Genomic DNA, 21,055 nt, shown 5'->3' on the forward strand with positions numbered 1-21,055 from the left:
CATGCGAGGGAGGGGGAAATAACAACGAGGAATGAACATCAACTCTGGGGAAGCGGTGTTGGGGATTTCACATCTGCGGCAGATTTCCTTTTCGCGAACACACCGACAAGGATCAGTGTAGCGACGATCTGAAGGAAGATCGCGGCGGTAATGATCAATGGGTGCTCGGCCAGGAGCGTCTCGGGTCCGGCTATGGCGGCAGTGAAGAAGGAGAGGTTCATCACGTTGAAAAGTACGATGACGGCCAGAAGGGAACGGCTGCCTCTGTACACCCACCAGCACCAGATGCCATAGGCGGTTTCAACGACAAAGCCCAGGAGCGGCAGACTGTACACACCGAGTCCCAGCTTGACGGAACCGGCGATCGGAAGTACGGCGATATCAGCGGTGTGTGTCAGCAGATCGAGAACGATGTGGGAGAGGATTCCGATTCCAACCGCGAGAGCGAGAGCGGACTGCTTCAGTCCATACCGCAGGACAGCCGCGGCCGCAGCTGCGATGACCACGGTCATCACGATCGAGTGCGAGTACGGCATGTGCACGAGGTGAATGTTGGCGACGGAATGCACCGCGGCATCGGTGATTGTTCGCTCTATCCCCAGGAAATTCAGCGCAACCCAGAGCAGTTCGATAAGCTGCACGGATATGAGCAGCCATATCATGGACACTCCCGGGAATTTCTTCTTCAATACCAACGCGGTCGCTGCATGATTTATGGCAAACATGATGTCTCCTTTTTCTATATGAAGAGTACTATATCAGTATTATCAGTACTCGTGTAATCAAAAAATTTTACGCCGAATTCAGCGATGTTTTCGAGCGCCCGGTCAGAGCCCCTTCAAGGAAGAGGGTGGTAAGTCCGGCATAAGCGTCGATATTACTGAGAGGGGAAGCGGACAGCGCCTCCGGCTGCACGGCAAGTTCGGTGAGTTTTGTATACACGAGCAAGATGAAGTCCAGTTCCATATCACTGCGGATAATTCCTTCGTCGATGCCGTCCCGGAACAACCGGCCGTAGAGATTATCGAGGCGATCCTGCCGCATGGACTGATACACATCCCAGAGCTCGGGGGTGTGCATGCGAAGATCCGTTAGAAACTCCTCGCTGACTTTTGTCAGGATGCTCCCGGTGAACCGTGTCACCGCGGTGAGTTTTTCCTGGAAGTTCCTCGTTCCATCAGTGACAATAGCCTCAAGCGTCTCGTTGATCTCCCGATTGATCTCCTCGAGCACCGCCTGAACCAGGTCTTCCTTGGAGGGAAAGTACTTGTATATGGTGCTTTTGCTCGTTCGTACCTCGGCAACGAGGCTATCCATCGAGACCCTGTAAAACCCATGCCTGAAGAAGCGCTGAGAAGCTGCGGCAAGAATGCGATTTCTGGTGTGATCGGAAGACATTGTGAGACTATGAGTACTGTTATGGTCTGTTTAGTACCAATATAAGATGTGCGAAACGCGAAGTCAAGCCTCCAGCGTGCAGATTCTCCCTGAGAAGGACGTAAAGCTCAATTTTAACATGTGTTAAAATTTACGGACGGGATTTTAGCATGCATTAAAATCTCATGACGGTAATTTTAACATATGTTAAAATGGGTGTCACTTTGCTCACAGGACCCATTTTGGCTGTTTTCGGCAGGAAAATCATGACAAACCTATGACAACCCCGATGTTCGGATTTCGTATTCTCATTCAGGACAACAACGGAGGCGTTTTTGAAACATCACACTCCATTTCTGCTCATTGTATTGGTCTGCTTCTGTAGTCCCCTGCGAGCGCAGCAGCCGGTGGAAGTGAAACTGCGTTCTGGTGAGGCGATTGAGGGACTCCTTTCGCGCGTGGACGAAGACAGTCTCCAGATAATGAGAGAGATGGAAATTGATTTCCCGATCACGCATGAAACGGAGGTGCCATTCTGCTATCCCGTCGGGGATATCATGTACGTGGACATGTTGTCCGGCACAACACCGCTGACGACGATTGCGCAGGGCTTGGGACAAACCGTTCTCGGAAGTGCGGCGATGGCGTTTCTACTCATGGAAGCGATCGGAAAGGAGGAGGATGAGTCGTGGCCATCAGATCTCCAGATCGCTGCCGGAGGCGTTGCTGTTGTCGTGGGCATTGTCGGCGGACTCATCATGACCGCTACCGCTGTAGAGATCAACCCCCTCGCCAGGTACTGGATGGATGTGCCCGAGCATCGCGAGTCGTTGAAAATCATGGCAAGTACCGCGGAGGGCGTGCTGCCTCATCGTCTGCACGACACGCCGACTATCATCGAGCGCGCGGAAATCACATGCGACTACATGACGCTCCACCTTACCGACGGAAGGGACATCAGAGCGTATCTCTACGATTTCGACCTGAGAGGGATATTCATCATCACGAACGATTCCGGCTATCGCGATGCTCATGAGGGACGCAGAATCGGACTCGTCGCCTGGCGCGCGATATCCTCCATCTCATCCTCTCATGACGACTGGCTCTGGCAGCGAAAAGCGGATGACGTCTCCCTGCTTCGCGAGTGGACGTTTGTGAGGAAATGAGGATATCCTTTATCGATAGGAGGTTCCCATGAAAAGGTATGCCGCCTTGAGCTTGACCGCAATGACGATCATTCTGCTTTCATCCTGCGCCAATCTATGGATATCCGCGGACGCTCCCGATCCCTGTGCTGCCGCTGCAAAAGCGAGCTCACATCAGAGCGCAGCCAGCAAACCCGGGGACTTGCCATCACCGGAATACTACAACCTTGAAGCCTGGTGTGAGAACTACAGGGAATACCAACGGCTACGTCTTACGCACTCTGCGTTCAAAGCGGATTCCATGATGACCGCAAAGCATGGGGAGAGTTATCTTGGTCCCTGGACTCCCTGACTGCGTTCAGTTGAGAGGGGATTTCATAAATGAGATGATGGCTGCCACAACGAAAATACCTATCACGATCCCAACGACAGTAAGCAATCCAACAGCTACGCCAACGGGATGTGCAGGATTCGATACGGTGCGATGAATGTTGGCTACCTGCGCATAAGGAATCGCCAGAGTATCGCCGGTTCCGAAAGAAGCGGCTGCCGTGCGAAGCTGCAGCGTGGCAGCGAGTTCCAGCTTGAATCCTGCCGCCTTCGCGCGCTCCGTACTCACACGCACGCGTTCGCCATCTTGATCCACGCGCATGACCTGGCAGTACAGAGTGTCCCCCTGCGCAGCGAGTTTCTGGTAGAGGTTACCCTCAATGATATAGTGATAACTTTCCTCGAAATCGTCTTCGTCAGGGGGATGAAGGATGCTTTTCGTTGGCGAGCACGCGGCCATCAGGCTGATGACCAGCAACGCTGAGATGAAACGAACACCGGGGATATTCATGGTTCAACCCGCTTGAAATGAATTGGGATGCTGAGTGCATGGTAGTCCCTTCCGCGCTATCCGTTGTCATGAGGATGTCATTTCACAGTCCGATTGACAATTCCGGCACGATTGCGTATTGTAAGCGCATGGAGGAAATGCTCAGAATCCGAGGCATATGGGTTGTAATAGGGATGGTTATGCTGCTCTCAGCGGCATGTGATGATCGCAACATCAGTATGGGGTAACATTGAAAACGGTTCTACGGAAAACACTCTTGGGTCTCGTGGGCGCAGTTGTGATTGTGCTTGCCTCGAGCACCTACTGGCTCACTGCACAAAAGGCAGCACAGGTGGCAATGCCGGATATTCAGCGCATGCAGGTTCTCGAGGCGCTGGATGTTCTTGAATCCCGTGGATTTGAGAACATCACGATAAAAGGGCAGGACACCCAGGATCCGGATGAGGTCGGGGTCGTACTTGAGCAGATCCCCGCTCCGCGCCAGGAGGTCTCGACAACAGCGGAGATCTCAATCATTACGGGCGATCCAGTTATTACCGAAGGCGCGACCACATGCTCACGGCGGCGCAAAGAGTAGCATCCCTTGAGATCAGGAATGATCTCCTTCTCATCATTTTCCGGTGTCGACGTTTAACGCAGACACGATGTTTATTTCCGAGTGATTCACACAGGAGAAATCCCATGGCAAAAGGATTGAGATTCATTGGATTAGTGTACGCCTTGCTGCTGCTGGCAACGAGCGCTTATGCCCAAGAGCAATTGCATCCACTGGAGTTTTCCTGCGATGGAGTAACGATGGACATCGGGAATCCGACGGATGCGCCCATTACGATCCGCGGGATGTGGCTTTTCGGCGAGACGACAGAATACCGGAGGTCCAATCTCGACCTGCGAATCACTATCGAGCCAAAAACCATCAAGACCGTCACGCTCAAAGATCTGGGACTGGCCAGAAAACAATGGGGAGCAGCCAGCCGACCGGTCAAGGTCGCCTTTCACGCCCGATGCGCGTCCGATGAATACATGATCTCCTACTACGAACTGAACGATGAGGGGCACTACAGGCTGAATTCAGAGTCAAGTGAAATGCTTACAGGATACATGAAACAGGTCCCAGGTTGGAGTCAGATCTGGAAGTGATGGTGAGAAACTGTTTGGGGCGTGATCAAGGAAAGGGAGTTGAAAATTCTAACCCTTTGTGATTCCCAGGGGTAGATTATCAGAGGATCGAGAGAATCAATACGAGTATGACGAGCAGCCAAAAGCCAAGGCCAGCCCACATCGCCGGTTTTCTCCAGTTTGATCCTTGCTCCACCGATCCGTAGTCTCCACCAAGCCATTCCGGCCTCAAGCGACCAAATGAAAACGCGAACAACACGACGTCTCCGGTGAGAAGTAGCAAGATCTCGAAGACCAGGTAGAGCACTATTTTCAAAATGATTTCGAGAATGTGTGCGAACATGGCAATCCTCAATGGACAAGTAAACATTCTCCCATGGATTCCTTGTCATGATTTTAAACGGCCGATCTCCCTGTGGAAAAGTACGGGGACTATTCACAGTACCATGTTCTGGAAGATCTAGTTTGGAAAGGAATTTCAGCGCCAAAGGCATTTCTCAGCCGCCCACGAACAACATTCCAAATCCAAACATGACGACCGTTGTAACGACGGCGAGGATTGCATTGACCAGAATCAGTTTGCCGATGCTCGGATCAGAATGCGGCGTGTCCATTGTGTAGAGCAGCATGAATTGCATGCTGGTGATGAAAAGGTACCCGTATCCAAATGACTCCGGTGGCTCGAATATGCGCATGAGCGTGAGGAGCGTGACGCCCGTTACCACCAGCACGGTCATCACTACGGCAAGCCTCTTTCCGGTTCGAATAAGGTTGTTCGTGAATGCCGGTTCTTGCATCGAAGGATCAGTCGTCCCCATCGTGGGTTCCTCCTCGTTTTCATTGCCTTGTCCCATGCTGAAAATACGACGCGGACCAACTTGCTACAAAAGGTCTGCGACAATATTACGCCTTCAGAAGACCGCAAAATAGCTGCATTGTCCCCCTCACCAATCCACACTATATTGAACCCTGCTGAACTGCTGTAAGTGTATCGAAATTGCTTGCTCGCACGTTTTCCAGGCCGCGCTCCGGCGCTCGGAAACTCTCGACTACGGTGAGATTACGGTGATAGCGTGCAGGTGCCGCTGCAACACATAGCCAATAAACGACCTACATTGATCTGCCCCCAAAAAACCGGTCCAGCAAAAATGTTAGTCTTTGAGTACATTTCACTGGAAAGGAGGCTGCAATGGCCAAGAAGAAACACACACCGGAACAGATCATACAGAAGCTGCGTGAGGTCGAAGTGCTCGTTGCCGAGGGCGCAACGATTTCAGATGCAGTACGCCATATAGGGGTGACGGAGCAGACGTATTATCGATGGAGGAACGAGTACGGGGGCATGCGCACGGACCAGGCGAAGCGGCTCAAGGAGCTCGAGAAGGAGAATGCTCGCCTCAAACAGATGATGGCCGAGAAAGATCTCGACATTCATATTCTGAAGGAGGCAATAGCGTTTGAATCAAAAAAGTCCTCAGCCCGGTGAAGCGGAGGCGTCTGGTCACCCATATCCGCGAGACCTGCGCTGTTTCCGAACGCCGGGCGTGTACGACATTGAACATTCATCGTAGCACCTATCGGTATAAATCCCACCGCAAGCCGGATGAGTCGGCGTTGCGCTTGGCCATCATCGGTCTGGCCCGGAAGTATGCATCGTATGGCTATCGGATGATAGCCGCGATGCTTCGTGAGCTGGGGTGGCACGTAAACCACAAGCGCGTTGAGCGGATCTGGCGTGAGGAAGGTCTGAAAGTGCCTCAAAAACAGCGAAAACGTCGTCATCTCTGGCTGAATGATGGCTCCTGTGTACGGTTGCGTGCCGCGCATCGCAACCATGTGTGGAGTTACGATTTCGTTTTGGATCGCACCATGGACGGGCGGACATTCCGGATGCTGACAGTAATCGATGAATACACACGAGAATGTTTGGCGATCAAGGTGGAGCGAAAACTGAGGTGGGAAGATGTCGTCGAATGCTTGATGGATTTGTTTCAACGGAATGGCCTTCCCCGTCACATCCGCAGCGACAATGGATCGGAGTTTACAACCGACAATGTCACGGGATGGCTGAAAAGTCTCGAAGTACAACCGATGTTTATTGAGCCAGGCAGCCCCTGGGAGAATGGGTACAATGAGTCCTTCAACGGAACGCTTCGCAGAGAGTTGCTTGAGCGTGAAATATTCGATACGTTGACTGAGGCAAGAATCCTGATTGAACGCTGGAGGCGAGAGTACAATACCATGCGTCCACACAGTAGCTTGGGATATCGTCCACCTGCGCCGGAGGCGATCATTCCATTTGAAGATTTGTTGGGGAAAAACGTGCTGGAACAGCCGTTGTCGAGGGTGGATAATTGTCAACTAAACTAACATACGACCCGGACCTAAGAATGGGGGTTGAGCACAAGGAGGGTGAGAAAATGAGCTTTCTGCCGAGCACGACGAGCAATTGCTTTGCTCATATCATGGGTGGAGAGTAATGGTCAATCTTGTCTGCATCGGGGTGTTTACTAACTTGATGAATGCCTTTGGGGCGGTAGAATACAGATGCCAAGGGCCTTTTACGCCGCTCATAAGCTTTCAACAAAATGTTTAAAGAAATTATTTGAATACACTACATACAAATTGGTGAACCCAAGCTAAACCAGAGTATTTAATGAAGTATAGGATTCACTTATATCGAATGTTCAAGATTATAAAGCTAAGTACGACAAAGCCTCAGCAGGTGTCTCAATGTCCTTCTGCGAGAATACTATACGTCTTAGTAGTGTGTGTGTTCTTGTTGTGCTTTTGTTGCCAGCTTGACGCACAGGTCAGAGTTCACTCAAATGGCAAGGCGATTTCCAAGGCGCTTATAGGTGAGATCGTCAAGCTTGGAAGAATCCATCCTACCAAGCATATCGCAGTTGGGTGGTTGGTCGAGGAACTCGGGGATTTAAACCAGGACGGATATGATGACTATGCCGTTTCGTCGTACCTCGACACAACATGGATTTACTATGGAGGCGATCCCATTCCGACGGAGTCCGAGCAGTACGTACTGGGCGGAGGGAATGCAATAGAAGCTGCAGATGTGAATGGTGATGGGGCAATTGATATTATAACAGCCAGTAATGGACGTTCGAGGGAGGATCCAGATTTATTTCCTGGCAGGAGAGGCAATATCCGCGTATTTCTGAATACCGGAGTATATCCGTTCTATTCTACGGTGCCAGATCAAGAGATAAAGGGTGATAGTGCATCGGGAATGCAAATGTTTGGCTGGGCGGAATCTGCTCCAATCTACGAAGGGGTTAAGGCGGTTGATGCAGATGGAGATGGAAAAACGGATCTGCTTTTTGTAATGTACGACGTGGATTCAACAAGTGTTCGCTTTGGGTTGCTCATGGGAGGTTACCCATTCTCTGGACGGCCCGATACGTACCTGCACTATCCCAGAAGGGATTATGTCGATCGCTCAGTCGATTCGAGACAATTTCTTGTTGGTGATCTCAATGGTGATGGAATGACGGATATGGTTGTAAATCATGTCTGGAAACCAAGTGCCACGGGAACTGCAATAACTGGTTGGGAGATCTTTCTTGGTAACAGTAACGGACAGTTCCTGAGCCCTGACTACGTCATGGGGTTGGATGGAAGATGGACGATGAATGACTTTACACCCGTCATCAGGGATCTGAATAACGATGGTTACGACGACATAGTAGATGGGATTGAAAGTGTTGCATACGAGCAACCAAAGGTGTGGTATGGGAGTGATGTTATAGATGACATCACTCCAGTGGATTCCCTTGAGATGCCGGATCGTGATATTCTCGAAAATCTCAGAGCAGCTTCTGCAGTAGGTGATATGAACGGCGATGGCACGGATGATCTCATAGTCGGATGGATACCCAAGTATGCCCGGAATGGAACAGCATTCCATTTTTATCCCAGTAGATCAGATCATCTACATCTGCTCCCATACGGAACGTTTGGTATAGACCAGACAGTTGTCCCCGTCAGTGCAGCGTGGACGTTCCCTGTGGGGGACGTAAATGGCGACGGCTACGAAGATATTGCGGTGTTGGGGAGATCAACGTGGACGGAGTACCCAGGTCAGGACAACGGTTTCGTACTTTATGGCGGGACGGCACATTTGGTAAATGTCAAGACAACAGTGGATATCCCCAATCAATATCACATCAGTGTGTATCCAAATCCCTCGTCAAGTAGATTTGGCGAGCTCAGCGTCAAGATTGAATCATCAGGAACGACCGATGGAGAGATACTAATCTACGATATGACTGGCCGGGAGTACTATAGTAATATTGTGGTCCTTCATGAAGGAAGCCAAACAGTTTGTATTAGTGATAGGGTTCTTCCTGTTGGAGTGTATTTGATTGTTCTGACTACGAAGCAAGGGGATATATCCACTACTTTTATACAGATGTAGCAATGGTCAAAAATATTGGTAATACGTACTCAAAACGGACCTGAGAAATGCTTAGATTCGAGAAATCATGCATTGATCTTGTCCATACTGTGGGCATCATTGGGCGTGGAAGCTCAGTGATAAACGGTACCGTTGCCGCTACTGTCGGAGCAGCTACACGTGGTGCACTGTCTGGCAGAGCTTTCGCATCAAGGAGTCTGCGAAGCGTAAGCTGCTTGAGTATTTCGTGCTCGGTGTCCCTGCCTACCGTCTTCGCTTTCGTGCTCCAGCCTCCGTTCGTACCGTCGAACGATTCTATCGCGCAATCAGAAAGACGCTTTGGATCCACCAGCATGTCGACAGCGAGCCGCTCAATGGATCGATTGAGTGCGATGAGACCTGTTTTGGCGGGTATCGGCCAGGGAAACAAGGCTGGGGAGCTGCCGGGAAGATCATCGTCTTCGGGTTGCTCAAGCGAAACGGAACCGTGCGTGCCTTCCCGATCCCTGCACGCGACAAAGAAAATGTGCTGGACCTGCTCAGCGAGAACACGAGTCTAGGAAGTCTGTACTTCACTGATGAATGGCGAGTCTATGCTTCTTTGTCTGTACGTGGAGAACATGTTGTCGTTCGAAAAGAACGTGGGAAACCCACACATTCTTAATCCTTTCAGGCGTTTGCTATTCACAGCCAATCGTCTGTAAGATAGTTCCACACAAAAACGCGTATGGCCAGTATGAGACGCCATATTTTGATGTATTTGTAGAAAATACTACTAATGATACAGTATGTGTCCAAGGTCTCACGTATGACTATTGCGCTTCGCCTATGGCATTGTCTGTCGATGGAAAAGAAATGCTGTATGATGGACCATCATGCACTGTGCTTAGCGGCGTATACGTGCGGCCAAGATCAAAATTATGCTATAGGATGGCGGTCACGCACAGGAGCTGGTCAATTGAAAAATTGTATAAAGCGCCTGAAGGTCAGTACGTATATCATTATAATTGTAATATTGTTCTGGTTAAGAACCGTCGCCCGACAAGAGCGCCTGTATCGAGACTGGACGGAGAAGTCAAGTACATTGTTAGGAGTAGAGACAGTGATGCAGCCATAGCTGAAGAGTTTACTTCATGGATACGAAGTCAGGGTAAGATACCGCCTACAACAAATATATATGAAATGATCCTTGGTATGATAGAAAATAATGGAGTCCGAGCTATAGATAGAGTGCTTCATCACGTACTATTGGTGTCTAATTCTTATAAAGACGAGTACGCAAAGAGAGTCTGGAGGTGTTTAGACGATGATATAAAAGAGAGTGTATCGTCAATAGAAAATAGATGTCTAGAAAAGTGAAAGATGATATAAGATTCCTGTTAGATGTAGATGATACGTATATAGATTGGACTGTATGACGTCAGAACCTCTTGGACAGTAAAATATGGTAGACGATAGTGTCTACCCCTCGTTGTATAAAATGCTAGGCATTCGCTGTACTTTCCTTGTCGTAATACCTTCGTCCGTCAAGCTAGCTTTCCATGCATCTATCCGAGCCTTTGTCGCTTTGTCCTTCACGTATTGCTCTGCAAGTATGTCTATTTCTTCACTGCTCGGTTGCTGTCCAGGCCAAATGTGACAGAACAAGTAATTGTAGCAAAGCGGCTTCGCTGCGTTTATTGCAGCGGCTAATGGTGTCATGCTCATGTATAGAGCCTCATGGTTGTAAATAAAATGATTGCGGCTATTGTATATAACCTCAGCATCTTATTGTATGATGTCAGAACCTCATGGACAGATTTGGGGTAGATTCCGTAGCATCAGACAGCGAAAGAAGGTTCCTATGAGCCACCTGGACCGCCTCGAACGCAGTTCCCGGCGTGTCCTTTATGCAGATTCTGCATGATGACGGTATCGAGGTGGGGAAGGTGCTCATCAGGTAGGCTGGACCAGGTCTGCCAAACGCTGTCAGAGCAGAAATTTCCTTGCATGCTGTCCAAAATGCCGAGAAGTTGAAAGGCATCCAGCCCCTTGAACACTTCGACACGCAACGGATGGAGACTTCGCTGAGACTTGCCGCTTCTACCTGAAGCACAAACGCATTCTGCCTCGCAAATGGCGGAAGAACGCAGCAATCTGTCAGAAATGGAGGTATCTGCAGGAGCTGTAAGCCTTGACCTTCTCCCTCGAATTCACCATTATGAGTCCGAAAAGGTTCTTGTTGCATCCCGATTCGAGTTGTGGATTCACGAGAGTACGAAAACTAGTAATGGGGCTTGGGCCTGAATGTGGGGCGAGACCGCTCTTCAGAAATAAGGTTCAGCAGGAGTGGCAATGAAAAATCTGAAAATTCTGTCTCTACTTCTCTTCGTGGTGCTTCTCGGCAACACCTGCACCGATTCCACCACCGAACCGCCTCCGGCAAAAGTTGAAGGCCCATCTTCGCAGGACTGGACCTGGGAACACACGATCATCGATCCCGAAAACACAAAAGGCCATCTATGGGACGTGTGCTACATCAACGACACCTGCGTGTGGGCGGTGGGCTGGATACAGCACAAAGGAGAGAACTACAACGCCTGCCGGTGGAATGGGAAAGAGTGGAAGCTGGAGAAGGTATGGGAAGAGCCTATGGGCTCAGCAACGGAACCGAGCGTGCACGAAATACATACTCTCTTTGGGACTTCACCAGATAATATCTGGTTTCTGCAGGGCACCGTGTTCATTCACTGGGATGGACGTGAATATGAAACAGATTCACGACTGCTCACTGCGCTGAGAGATGTCGGTGGAATGCGTACGTGCTGGGGTACCGGTCCCAGAAACATCTACGCAGCTGGGATGAAAGGCCAGATGATTCACTACAACGGGAATTACTGGAATTTGTTGGAGAGTGACATCGACCAGGATATCACGGCAATGCACGGAAACGGCGATACGGTGCTCGTGGCGGCGACGGGACCCGGTGATGCTGGTCCAACCGCATTTTACACGGTCGTCGGAGAAAAGGTCGCGTTCTTCTCGCAGGACAGCCTGCCCCACGGCGTGCAGGCCCTCTGGTTCAGCCATCTGGATGACATTTACACGGATGGACCGCATGCATTCCATTTCGATGGGAAGAATTGGCAGAAGACGATGGATTGGGAACTAGAGCATAAAAGCGGATACGGAAGAGACATGGCCGCTAACAACAGATGGGATATACTGGTTGTCGGGGCTGTCTCAACAATACTGCACTACAATCAGGAAGAGTGGAAATCATTCCAAAATCTGCCAGGTCTTGAAAGCGCCTATTTCTACGGCTGCGCAATACACGGGGACGAAGCATGGGTTGTAGGAGTACTCACGGAAGGTACGGAAGTGGTTATTGTCAAAGGTACGCGATCGGCAAAATAGGAAGCATATAGAAACTCTGATTTCCGGGCCCGGGGACTGGGGATAGTTCATTTATCCCAAACAACCTGTTTACAGGAGGTTTCAATGAAGCGACTGATTATCGCGGTCGTTGCGGGACTGCTATGCCTGATCCCCGTGACAACGCTGGCGCAGCAACTTACCTTCATCCAGGGCTCGAATTACACGCGTTCGATCCGTGGCAAGGATGTTTCCGGTTGGCCCCCGTCGTGGAATCCCATCACCGATCCGAGTCCGCAGGGCGACGGATCCTATCTCGTCGGTGACTGGGAGTCTGGAAACGACAAGTATATCGACGTGATGGCAATGCAATGGGATTTTCCTCTTTCACTCAGTCAGGGAGCGTTCGTTGACAGCGTTCGGTTAACGCTGCTGTACGGCACCTCACAGAGCCTGAAACTGTCGGTCACGTTTTTCCACGCGGACTACGAAATCTGGCAGCACGACCGTGATGACCTACAAAGACAGTAAGCCGGTGCTGCGTGAAGCGTTTTATGTCACCGGAGAACTGCAGATGTCGGCGGAGTATGACCCGCAATCCGGTTTGCAGTATGGAACGGAAAAGTGGTTCTACCGCTCCGGGCAACTGGAGGAGAGTACCGATTTCGTGTATGGACATGCACATGGATGGAGTGTATGATGTCAGAACCTCATGGACAGATTTGGGGTAGATTCTAAGGTGGTATTTCCGTAGAATCAGATAACGACAGGAGGTACCTATGAGTGACTCAACAGACCCGAACTCAGTCGCACGAGAGATCAAACGCAGGACCCGCCGGAAATTCAGCTCGGAGGAGAAAATCCGGATCGTACTCGAGGGATTGAAGGGAGAATACAGCATCGCCGAGATCTGTCGGCGCGAAAATATCCATCAGAATCTATACTACAAGTGGAGCAAGGACTTCCTCGAAGCCGGGAAGAAACGTCTTGCTGGTGACACGATGCGTGAGGCGAACACGAGCGAAGTCCAGGAACTGAAAAAGGAAAACGAACACCTCAAGCAGGCCGTGGCCGATGTGTTCCTGAAGAACCGGTTGCTGAAAAAAAGCTTGAATGGTATGGGAATCGATACGGACGGGCTATGAGATACTCTGCCGCGGAAAAGATGGAACTGATCCGCATCGTGGAAGGCTCGGATCGATCGGTCAAGGAGACACTCGACACGCTGCAGGTTCCGCGATCGAGCTTTTATACCTGGTATCGGTCGTACCGTGAAGGAGGGTTTGACGGACTCCTGCAGCGCAAGCCGCTTCCAGGCAGGATTTGGAATCGCATCCCGGAAGATGTGCGAAGCCACGTACTCGATGTTGCCTTGGAGAAGCCCGAAACCTCACCACGTGAGCTTGCCTGGTATATCACCGATACCGAAGGCTACTTTATCTCGGAATCCAGCGTGTATCGCATACTTTCGGCTGCGGACCTGATCACCAGTCCGGCATATACCGTGATCGCGGCAGCGGACCGGTTCAAGAACCCAACGCGTGCAGTCCACGAGCTCTGGCAGACGGACTTCACCTACTTCCGCATCGTCGGCTGGGGCTGGTACTATCTCTCGACGATCATGGACGATTACTCACGGTACATCATCGCCTGGAAGCTCTGCAAGACAATGACCGCTACCGATGTACAGGATACGCTGGATCTGGCCCTTGAACGGAGCGGTCGTGAGCGAGCCCGTGTTCTGCACCGTCCTCGCCTGCTCTCGGACAATGGACCGTGCTACCTCTCGAAAGAACTGAAGACGTACCTCGAAGAGCATGAGATGGTCCATACACGAGGAAAACCGTATCATCCGACAACGCAGGGCAAGATCGAGCGCTACCACCGAACGATGAAGAATCTGATAAAGCTCGATCATTACTACTACCCGGAAGAACTCGAGCGTGCCCTCGCGAGCTTCGTTGATTGGTACAACAACGAGCGGTACCATGAATCGCTGCAGAACCTGAAACCGGTGGATGTGTACGAAGGAAGGATGAGGGAAATACTGACGGAGAGAGAGCGGATAAAGCGAAGGACACTACGACAGAGAAAACAGTTCAATCTGCGTGGGAAGGCCCCACAGCAACGTTTAAAACTACACCTTAGCAATCATCCCAATGTGTCCAAGAAGATCTGAAGACATACAGTACTCTCCCTCTTTCAATCGCTTCCACTTCAATCCGCATAATCCACATGAGATATTCGGTGGATATTATTATGGGCTGTGGCGTGTAACAGATAGCACGATCATCAAAACGACCACTCATAGCAATGGTAACGATCATATTATTACGCCCAGAGAGCCAAATGGGGCTCCGAGTGTGAGGTATCAGTACAGAGATGTGGCTTTTCATCCATATGTTGATGGCATATACTATCTCTGTTCAAACGAATACACTAAGTTTGGAACCAGGATAGAATCTATTTGGAAAACAGAAGACTTTGGGCAAACATGGAGAATACTGTATGATAGACGAGATTCGTACTTTCATCGAATTGTCGTCAATCCAGAGAAACCAAACATCATTCTAGTCGCAACAAATGAAGGTATATTAAGAACTACAGATGGGGGACAAGAATGGAATTTTGTTGATAACAGTGTATTTAAGGCTTTGTCATTCACTGATATATTGGTCGATCCATTAGAACCGCAAACTTATTACTGTTCATCAAAGTCCATGTCGGGACCGAACGCACATAAAAAAAACGGGGAACGGGCGGGTGGCGTGTATAAATCTACTGATTATGGTTCGACCTGGGTCGGTATGAAGACTGATGGAATGCACAGCGTATCCGTAAACTATCTGTATTACCATGAGAATCCTCGTCGTCTCTATGCCGGTACAAGTGCAGGTCTTTATGAGTACTTACTGGGCAAGCCGTCAGGCACCGATGGTGATAATAAGGTACACACACCTGCATCGCCTGAATGGACAGCGTCCCCAAACCCAGTGCGATCTGGCGAGAACATTGTTATTGAATTGTTTGGTGGTACCGCTGATGTTGCTATGTTAAAGTTATATGACGCAACCGGAAAGTATATGAAGACCGTGTATGCTGGAGAGATCATGAACACCATGACGATATCGGATAATACGTCTAGCTATGCGCCTGGTGTTTATTTCTATCGTCTTACGAGCAAATGCTGTCATGAAATTAGAAAGATTGTTATTGTTGAATAGACTTGGGAGCAGAGATGAAAATAGAGGTAAATTGTGTCAGCCACCCTTTCGTTGCATTAGTATGCGTTCTGACGTTATCGTTGACTTGCACAGCACAGAATGAACAGGAATGGAGCCTGATTTATCCTGAACCTGGGGATGTGGTGCCGACGGGGCAGGACGAATTTAACGATGTCGAGTTCTTCGACGAGACGACGGGCCTGGTATGCACACATAGCGGCGTACTGAGAACGACCGATGCGGGAGAAAATTGGAGCTACACAGAACTTGTAACAGACAAAATAGGCCCTCGTTATCTGAAGGCAATCGGCATCGTAGATGAAAATACTGCATACGTTGTGGGAGACGAAGGCAGGAAGTATGTCACAACCGATGCCGGTGTCTCCTGGGTCGAAAGAAGGGATGACACCTGCTATCATTATTTGTGTGCCTTCTTTCTCGATGAAAAGACGGGATGGCTCGCTGGCGATTCGAGTTGCTCGGGGTCGATTACGGAAGGGAAGGCATGCGTATGGTTCACATCTGATGGTGGAGCGTCATGGACGCTTCGTGGGACATTTGATGAAAAGGTGCCAATTACAGGATTTTACCACAGTATACTTAATATCAATTTTACCAATGACCGTATTGGGTACATGACAGGTTCCTACGGTCTCGTCGCCTTCTCCGAGGATGGTGGTGCGAACTGGACTCAGATCAAACCTCAGATCGGAAGGCATTATTATGCTCTTGCTGTACGCCGGGAAGGTCATCTATTTATCGGCTCCGATTTCAGCGAGTGTTACCAGACCACAAATGGCGGAACTGAGTGGATCGAACCATCGATGCCAAATGGTACCAGTGTGTATTATGATATGCTGTTTACAGATGATACGAACGGTATCTGTGTTGGACGTGGTTCTGTCCCAGCTCTTAAGACCCAGGACAACGGACAAAACTGGACATCCGATAGTATACCAGAATTCGAAGGCTGGCGTACCCTGAGATCTGTTTGCTATTCAGGTCAACACTATTACACAGTAAGCGAGGAAGGCCAGATATACAGAAAGGAATATAGTTCGACATCTGAGGTCGCCCCAGTAAAGATGACAGATGAGTTACTTCTGGATGTGTACCCCAATGTGGTTTTGCAGGGACAACAAGTACATGTTGACAAAAGACATGAGCACGCAGTAAATATAAGCATTCGAATGTATGATATACATGGTCGCCTAGCAGCTGAGTTGTCAAGAAATGACTTTGATGTTGGAACAAGAAACAGTGTAATAGACACGGGAAATCTTAGCTGTGGAGTGTATTTTATCCGGGCCATCGCGATGAGTCGGATGAAGGTCTTCAAGATCGTGATTCAATGAGTCTGTGCCTTGTGGTAAGAAAATGACAGGTGGATTGCGCCTTGTGTGACTTCCCTATAAATGTGCGGTGAAAACCGACAAGGTGCTTGTTGTGACCTCCTCCCTGCAAAGTTAGCCAGTGCATATGTGAGAACTATCAGCCTATTTCCCATGTCACGAAAGGGGAAAATACCTGGATGAGGATGTCCAAATTCACCGAAGAGCAGATCGCGTTTGCCCTGCGCCAGGCAGTTAACGGCTTTCGTCTAGACTAGGTCTGTTGAAAACTGATGAGTTATGTGAATCACGCCTATGTTGTTGGGATTGTCCTGTCTGCACTAATAGAGCTATATTCCATCTATCGCTCACAAAGCAGTGCACACTGGATATGCCCACACAACCTCCCAGCCCAGAAAAAGGCTACGCAGCCGTCTTCGTCGACTTCGAGAATGTTTTCTACTACCTGAAGTCGCAATACACGGACCTTCCTGATTTGACCGAGTATACCCTGGAGCTCATTCGGAACCTCCGCGTATATCTGGAACAGGAGCTTGGATTAGCTCCGATTGTTCGGTACGCTTACGCAGACTTCGAGCGTTTGGCTGCTGCTCCACTTGGATCGCTTTACCTAATGGGCATCGAGATCAGGAACGTCATGGGAGTGCAGCATAAAAATGCAGCAGATATGCGCCTGTGCATCGACGCCATGCAGATTCTGTACACAAGGCCTGACATTGAAGCGTTTGTCTTTGTCGCCGGTGATCGTGATTACATCCCAGTCATCCAGCACATCCAGACGCAGGCCAAAACCGTCAAAGCCGTCGCGTTCCGAGGGAACCTATCCGGTGATCTGCTGCAGAATATCGGTGACGACAACTTCGTTGACGCTACGAGCCTGTTCGATGAAGAATCCCTGAAGCGGCTGGAAAAGGAGGCCGCATACGCCCGGTTGGCTGAGCAGCACCGTGAGCAAGCACGGAAGGAGGCACTGGAGGCGAAGAAGCCTGAGCCGCAGGCTGTACCCGAGCAGAATACCGAGCCTGTGAAGCCTCAGAAGGAGAGTGTAGGCTCAAGGTTCCGGAGTCCGGTGCCAGTGGTCACGGAGGACCAGAAGCGCTGTCTGGATCTGATGCTCACGGAATACGGCTCCCATCCGGAAATTTGGCTGAGTCCCTTTCTGCGGAAACTGACCGATGTTTTGCCTGCCTTGGCGGATTTCGAGAGAAAGAACATCCTGTACGATCTGGAGCAGTTCGGCGCGATCTGCGTGGAACAACGGAAGGGTGAGCCTTACGACTATAGGGTCATCCTGGTCAACTACAACCATCCGACTGTTCGGGAGTTGAATCCTGGGTGAAGTTGATTATCCAAGTCTGAAACGCGCTTAACAGGGAGAATTCCGTGACAAAATCGATTGAACATGACATTTTCGACTTTGAAGCCATTCCAATGGGGCAGTCTCGACATATTGGCACAGATGAATACGGATTTTCCACGGCTTTACGTGTTCCAGGAGGGTGGATTGTGCGCCTGCATGAGCTGAGAATGGAAGCCATGATGTCGAATGTGATCCAGGGCATTTTTGTGCGGGAGCCAGAAAAACTGATTCTTGACTATGGTATCCTGAATGCGTATTATCACTTCTGAGTCGATCTGTTTGATCTGAAATGAGTTGATCGATGGGGGAACTTGTCCGACTCTGTCTGCTGTCCGCAATTCTGCTTGTGGGGGTCTCTGCATGTTCAGAGGATGCCGCTGTTGATCCGCAGCCGCCAATGCATTCCATTGACACGGCTGGTGCCGTGCATCTGGCACTGGGAACGCCAGTCGATACGGATGACTCCGATGATTACCTGATTGTCAGGCGTCAGTGTATGACGTCAGAACCTCATGGACAGATTTGGGGTAGATTCTAAGGTGGTATTTCCGTAGAATCAGATAACGACAGGAGGTACCTATGAGTGACTCAACAGACCCGAACTCAGTCGCACGAGAGATCAAGCGAAGGACATTACGGCAGCGAAAACAGTTCAATCTGCGTTGAAAGGCCCCACAGCAACGTTCAAAACTACACCTTAGCAATCAACCCGATGTGTCCAAGAAGATCTGAAGATATACACATCAGAGACCAAGCATAGGATATTACAGCAGACAAACAGAACGACTCGACTGCAACCATCAAAACGACACCAATGATATCAGTCCAATGTGTTAAAGACGATCTGACGATGTACAGTGATTACAAAGTAATAATTATTCATAGGCAAATATTAGTCACAGATAACTGGTAATAAGATGGGATACGTTAAAAATTTCAAATTGACACACCAGAGTAAAACCATACTTGTCGCTTTCTGCTGGCTGTGGTCGCTCATTGTAATGCACACTGTTATCGGGCATGCACAATCTGAGTCAAGGTGGCTTCCGAATCAGGAAACAACCGGAGATTGGGAGATACTCGAAATGCCGCCAGTAACACATTATGAGCATCCGGGATTCTCTCAGTGGTGTACGGCGCTCGGCGATATCAATAACGATGGTTATGATGACTTTGCCGTGGCCTCGTCTTACGATACTACGTTTATCTTTCTTGGAGGGGACACCCTGAACCATGAGCCAGCCCTTTTCCTGCTTGGAGGTACGACGGGCATAGCTAGTGGTGATTTCAACGGCGATGGCAGGATGGATCTTGCAACGGCGATTGAATGGAGGAACCGGGATATGGATCCTGATGGACGGGGTGAAATCAGAATCTTCCTCCACCATGAGGAACCGCCACATCTTGGACCGCATGCAGATATGATCCTCAGAGGGGATTCAGGGAGTTACTGGGGTGGTTTCACTTTTAATGATCTCAGGTGTGGTGTGCAAAGCCTCGATTTCAACGCCGATGGGTACGATGACTTGCTCGTAATGAGATATTCTGGACAGGTTGCACCTATATACCTGCCTATTATCTTTCTTGGCGGAGAGGAAATGGATGCCAATCCAGATATCGAGGTGTGGCCGGTAGATCACGGTGGTACAGACATCTACACTTGGGATTTTATGTCCGGTGACCTTAACGGTGATGGATGCGATGATATTCTTCTATGCGGTAGTCTTTATAATTCACCAATAAGAGTTGACTATTGGGATCTGTTTCTGGGGAATAAGAATGGAACAAATCCATCACCCTATCGAACACTGAGATCGGATATTGGATGGAGCCCACGGAACGTAGCTGGATCTGCTGTTTACGATGTGAATAACGATGGTATTGACGATATAATTGATGCCGGACAGCACAGGGAATATGGGGATCCTTTGGTGTTTCTGGGAAGCCCATCACTCCCGGAGATTATTCAACCAAACGATTCGATTCAAAACCCATGGCCGGACCGCTATGGAATTGTTGGGGCGTGGAGTATTCATCCAGTAGGCGATATGAACGGGGACGGGACAAAAGATTTGCTGATAAGTTGGGCAACCTACCTCATTAACACAGGGAGTCTATACTACCTTTACCCGATGTATAAAAGTGGACTCTGGCGTGAACACAGTGGTCACATCGGGATGATTCCGGATGAAGATCATGTGAAAAATGGTGCTTACAACGTTGGCGATGTCAATGGGGACGGCTATGATGATTTTGCTGTCTCTGGAAGGGGAAAAGCAGAGCCTCCTGCAGTTGGATGGTGGTTGACTCGTCGGTTTATCATCTGTCTAGGGGCAAAAAAACTAAGCACAAATGTTGAAAGTCGATTATCAGCCAATCCTCCACCAGTAGCGGTCTTCCCAAACCCGGTCCCGAAAGGCACATCGCATCTGACTCTCACTATACCGATTCGATACAGCGGCTCGGTGCCCGTTCGGATAGTGAATATCTTGGGTAAGTTAGTAGCTTCTTATGAAATACAATACAGAGAAACCGCATCAGAGTATACACTAGAGTTGCCGAAGGTTGAGGCAGGAGTATATGTATTAAAAATAGGAATAGGCGATGACGCAGCCTATTCCTTCATAACCATTTTATAATGTATATGGTGGCTCAATGAAACATGTAGTAGTACTAATGCTCACATTGTGTGTGACAGCACACGCTCAAGATCCAGACTTTTGGATTGGGTCTTATGGACTGACACCGAGTTGGGATCCGACAATTAGGACAGCCCATGGTGTAAGAGGTATGTTGAATCCCTTGACGGCACCTCCAACCCCGGATCCTTCCGCTGATCCGAGATCTAGTATGAACTGCCTATCAGATA

19 protein-coding genes and 2 pseudogenes are annotated in these 21,055 nt (G+C 49.6%); 16 read left to right on the forward strand and 5 right to left on the reverse strand.

Going from position 1 to position 21,055, the window contains the following annotated elements:
• Positions 1-38 precede the first annotated feature (38 nt).
• Positions 39-725 carry a hypothetical protein gene (locus KQI65_07000; GenBank protein MCB2204481.1) on the reverse strand — a complete coding sequence of 229 codons (687 nt, stop codon included), beginning with the start codon at positions 723-725 and terminating at the stop codon, positions 39-41.
• Positions 726-792: 67 nt separating this feature from the next.
• A complete protein-coding gene (locus tag KQI65_07005; GenBank protein ID MCB2204482.1) occupies positions 793-1,398 on the reverse strand; it encodes a TetR/AcrR family transcriptional regulator in 606 nt (201 codons plus the stop codon).
• Between the two features lie 314 nt (positions 1,399-1,712).
• On the opposite strand from KQI65_07005, the gene KQI65_07010 reads away from it, so the two are divergent.
• Positions 1,713-2,543 (forward strand): hypothetical protein, encoded by an 831-nt coding sequence (locus tag KQI65_07010; protein MCB2204483.1) that lies wholly within the window; start codon positions 1,713-1,715, stop codon positions 2,541-2,543.
• 28 nt (positions 2,544-2,571) lie between these two features.
• Complete coding sequence (locus KQI65_07015) at positions 2,572-2,874, forward strand: hypothetical protein (protein MCB2204484.1); 303 nt, start codon at positions 2,572-2,574, stop codon at positions 2,872-2,874.
• Between the two features lie 6 nt (positions 2,875-2,880).
• Here the strand turns inward: KQI65_07015 and KQI65_07020 are convergent, their stop codons facing one another.
• Positions 2,881-3,363 (reverse strand): hypothetical protein, encoded by a 483-nt coding sequence (locus KQI65_07020; GenBank protein MCB2204485.1) that lies wholly within the window; start codon positions 3,361-3,363, stop codon positions 2,881-2,883.
• 229 nt (positions 3,364-3,592) lie between these two features.
• On the opposite strand from KQI65_07020, the gene KQI65_07025 reads away from it, so the two are divergent.
• Complete coding sequence (locus KQI65_07025; protein ID MCB2204486.1) at positions 3,593-3,940, forward strand: PASTA domain-containing protein; 348 nt, start codon at positions 3,593-3,595, stop codon at positions 3,938-3,940.
• A 104-nt stretch (positions 3,941-4,044) separates the two neighbouring features.
• The gene (locus KQI65_07030; GenBank protein MCB2204487.1) at positions 4,045-4,503 is read left to right on the forward strand and encodes a hypothetical protein; all 459 of its coding nucleotides are present in this window, start codon (positions 4,045-4,047) and stop codon (positions 4,501-4,503) included.
• Between the two features lie 79 nt (positions 4,504-4,582).
• Here KQI65_07030 and KQI65_07035 read toward each other — a convergent pair whose 3' ends face one another.
• Both KQI65_07035 and KQI65_07040 read right to left on the reverse strand, forming a co-directional pair.
• The gene (locus KQI65_07035; protein MCB2204488.1) at positions 4,583-4,825 is read right to left on the reverse strand and encodes a hypothetical protein; all 243 of its coding nucleotides are present in this window, start codon (positions 4,823-4,825) and stop codon (positions 4,583-4,585) included.
• Positions 4,826-4,979: 154 nt separating this feature from the next.
• Positions 4,980-5,300 carry a hypothetical protein gene (locus KQI65_07040; protein ID MCB2204489.1) on the reverse strand — a complete coding sequence of 107 codons (321 nt, stop codon included), beginning with the start codon at positions 5,298-5,300 and terminating at the stop codon, positions 4,980-4,982.
• Positions 5,301-5,671: 371 nt separating this feature from the next.
• On the opposite strand from KQI65_07040, the pseudogene KQI65_07045 reads away from it, so the two are divergent.
• The 12 genes and pseudogenes from KQI65_07045 to KQI65_07100 all read left to right on the forward strand — a co-directional run bounded on the left by KQI65_07045 (position 5,672) and on the right by KQI65_07100 (position 20,825).
• Positions 5,672-6,777: pseudogene (locus KQI65_07045) on the forward strand (IS3 family transposase).
• Between the two features lie 361 nt (positions 6,778-7,138).
• The gene (locus KQI65_07050; GenBank protein ID MCB2204490.1) at positions 7,139-8,917 is read left to right on the forward strand and encodes a T9SS type A sorting domain-containing protein; all 1,779 of its coding nucleotides are present in this window, start codon (positions 7,139-7,141) and stop codon (positions 8,915-8,917) included.
• A gap of 226 nt (positions 8,918-9,143) precedes the next feature.
• A complete protein-coding gene (locus tag KQI65_07055; protein MCB2204491.1) occupies positions 9,144-9,560 on the forward strand; it encodes a transposase in 417 nt (138 codons plus the stop codon).
• 1,670 nt (positions 9,561-11,230) lie between these two features.
• A complete protein-coding gene (locus KQI65_07060) occupies positions 11,231-12,292 on the forward strand; it encodes a hypothetical protein (GenBank protein MCB2204492.1) in 1,062 nt (353 codons plus the stop codon).
• Positions 12,293-12,376: 84 nt separating this feature from the next.
• On the forward strand, positions 12,377-12,781 hold the full coding sequence (locus KQI65_07065) for a hypothetical protein (GenBank protein MCB2204493.1): 405 nt from the start codon (positions 12,377-12,379) through the stop codon (positions 12,779-12,781).
• Positions 12,759-12,950 carry a hypothetical protein gene (locus tag KQI65_07070; GenBank protein ID MCB2204494.1) on the forward strand — a complete coding sequence of 64 codons (192 nt, stop codon included), beginning with the start codon at positions 12,759-12,761 and terminating at the stop codon, positions 12,948-12,950. The genes KQI65_07065 and KQI65_07070 overlap by 23 nt, the downstream gene beginning before the upstream one ends.
• Before the next feature lie 79 nt (positions 12,951-13,029).
• Positions 13,030-14,345 (forward strand): annotated as a pseudogene (locus KQI65_07075) (IS3 family transposase).
• Positions 14,346-14,634: 289 nt separating this feature from the next.
• Positions 14,635-15,474 carry a T9SS type A sorting domain-containing protein gene (locus KQI65_07080; protein ID MCB2204495.1) on the forward strand — a complete coding sequence of 280 codons (840 nt, stop codon included), beginning with the start codon at positions 14,635-14,637 and terminating at the stop codon, positions 15,472-15,474.
• A gap of 14 nt (positions 15,475-15,488) precedes the next feature.
• On the forward strand, positions 15,489-16,829 hold the full coding sequence (locus tag KQI65_07085; GenBank protein ID MCB2204496.1) for a T9SS type A sorting domain-containing protein: 1,341 nt from the start codon (positions 15,489-15,491) through the stop codon (positions 16,827-16,829).
• A 367-nt stretch (positions 16,830-17,196) separates the two neighbouring features.
• Entirely contained in the window at positions 17,197-18,165 is a 969-nt protein-coding gene (locus KQI65_07090; GenBank protein MCB2204497.1) for an NYN domain-containing protein, read from the forward strand.
• Positions 18,166-18,209: 44 nt separating this feature from the next.
• A complete protein-coding gene (locus tag KQI65_07095) occupies positions 18,210-18,455 on the forward strand; it encodes a hypothetical protein (GenBank protein MCB2204498.1) in 246 nt (81 codons plus the stop codon).
• A 648-nt stretch (positions 18,456-19,103) separates the two neighbouring features.
• Positions 19,104-20,825 (forward strand): T9SS type A sorting domain-containing protein, encoded by a 1,722-nt coding sequence (locus KQI65_07100; protein MCB2204499.1) that lies wholly within the window; start codon positions 19,104-19,106, stop codon positions 20,823-20,825.
• Positions 20,826-21,055 lie beyond the last annotated feature (230 nt).

Source organism: bacterium (genome assembly GCA_020444325.1).
Lineage (GTDB): Bacteria > Bacteroidota > Ignavibacteria > SZUA-365 > SZUA-365 > BM516.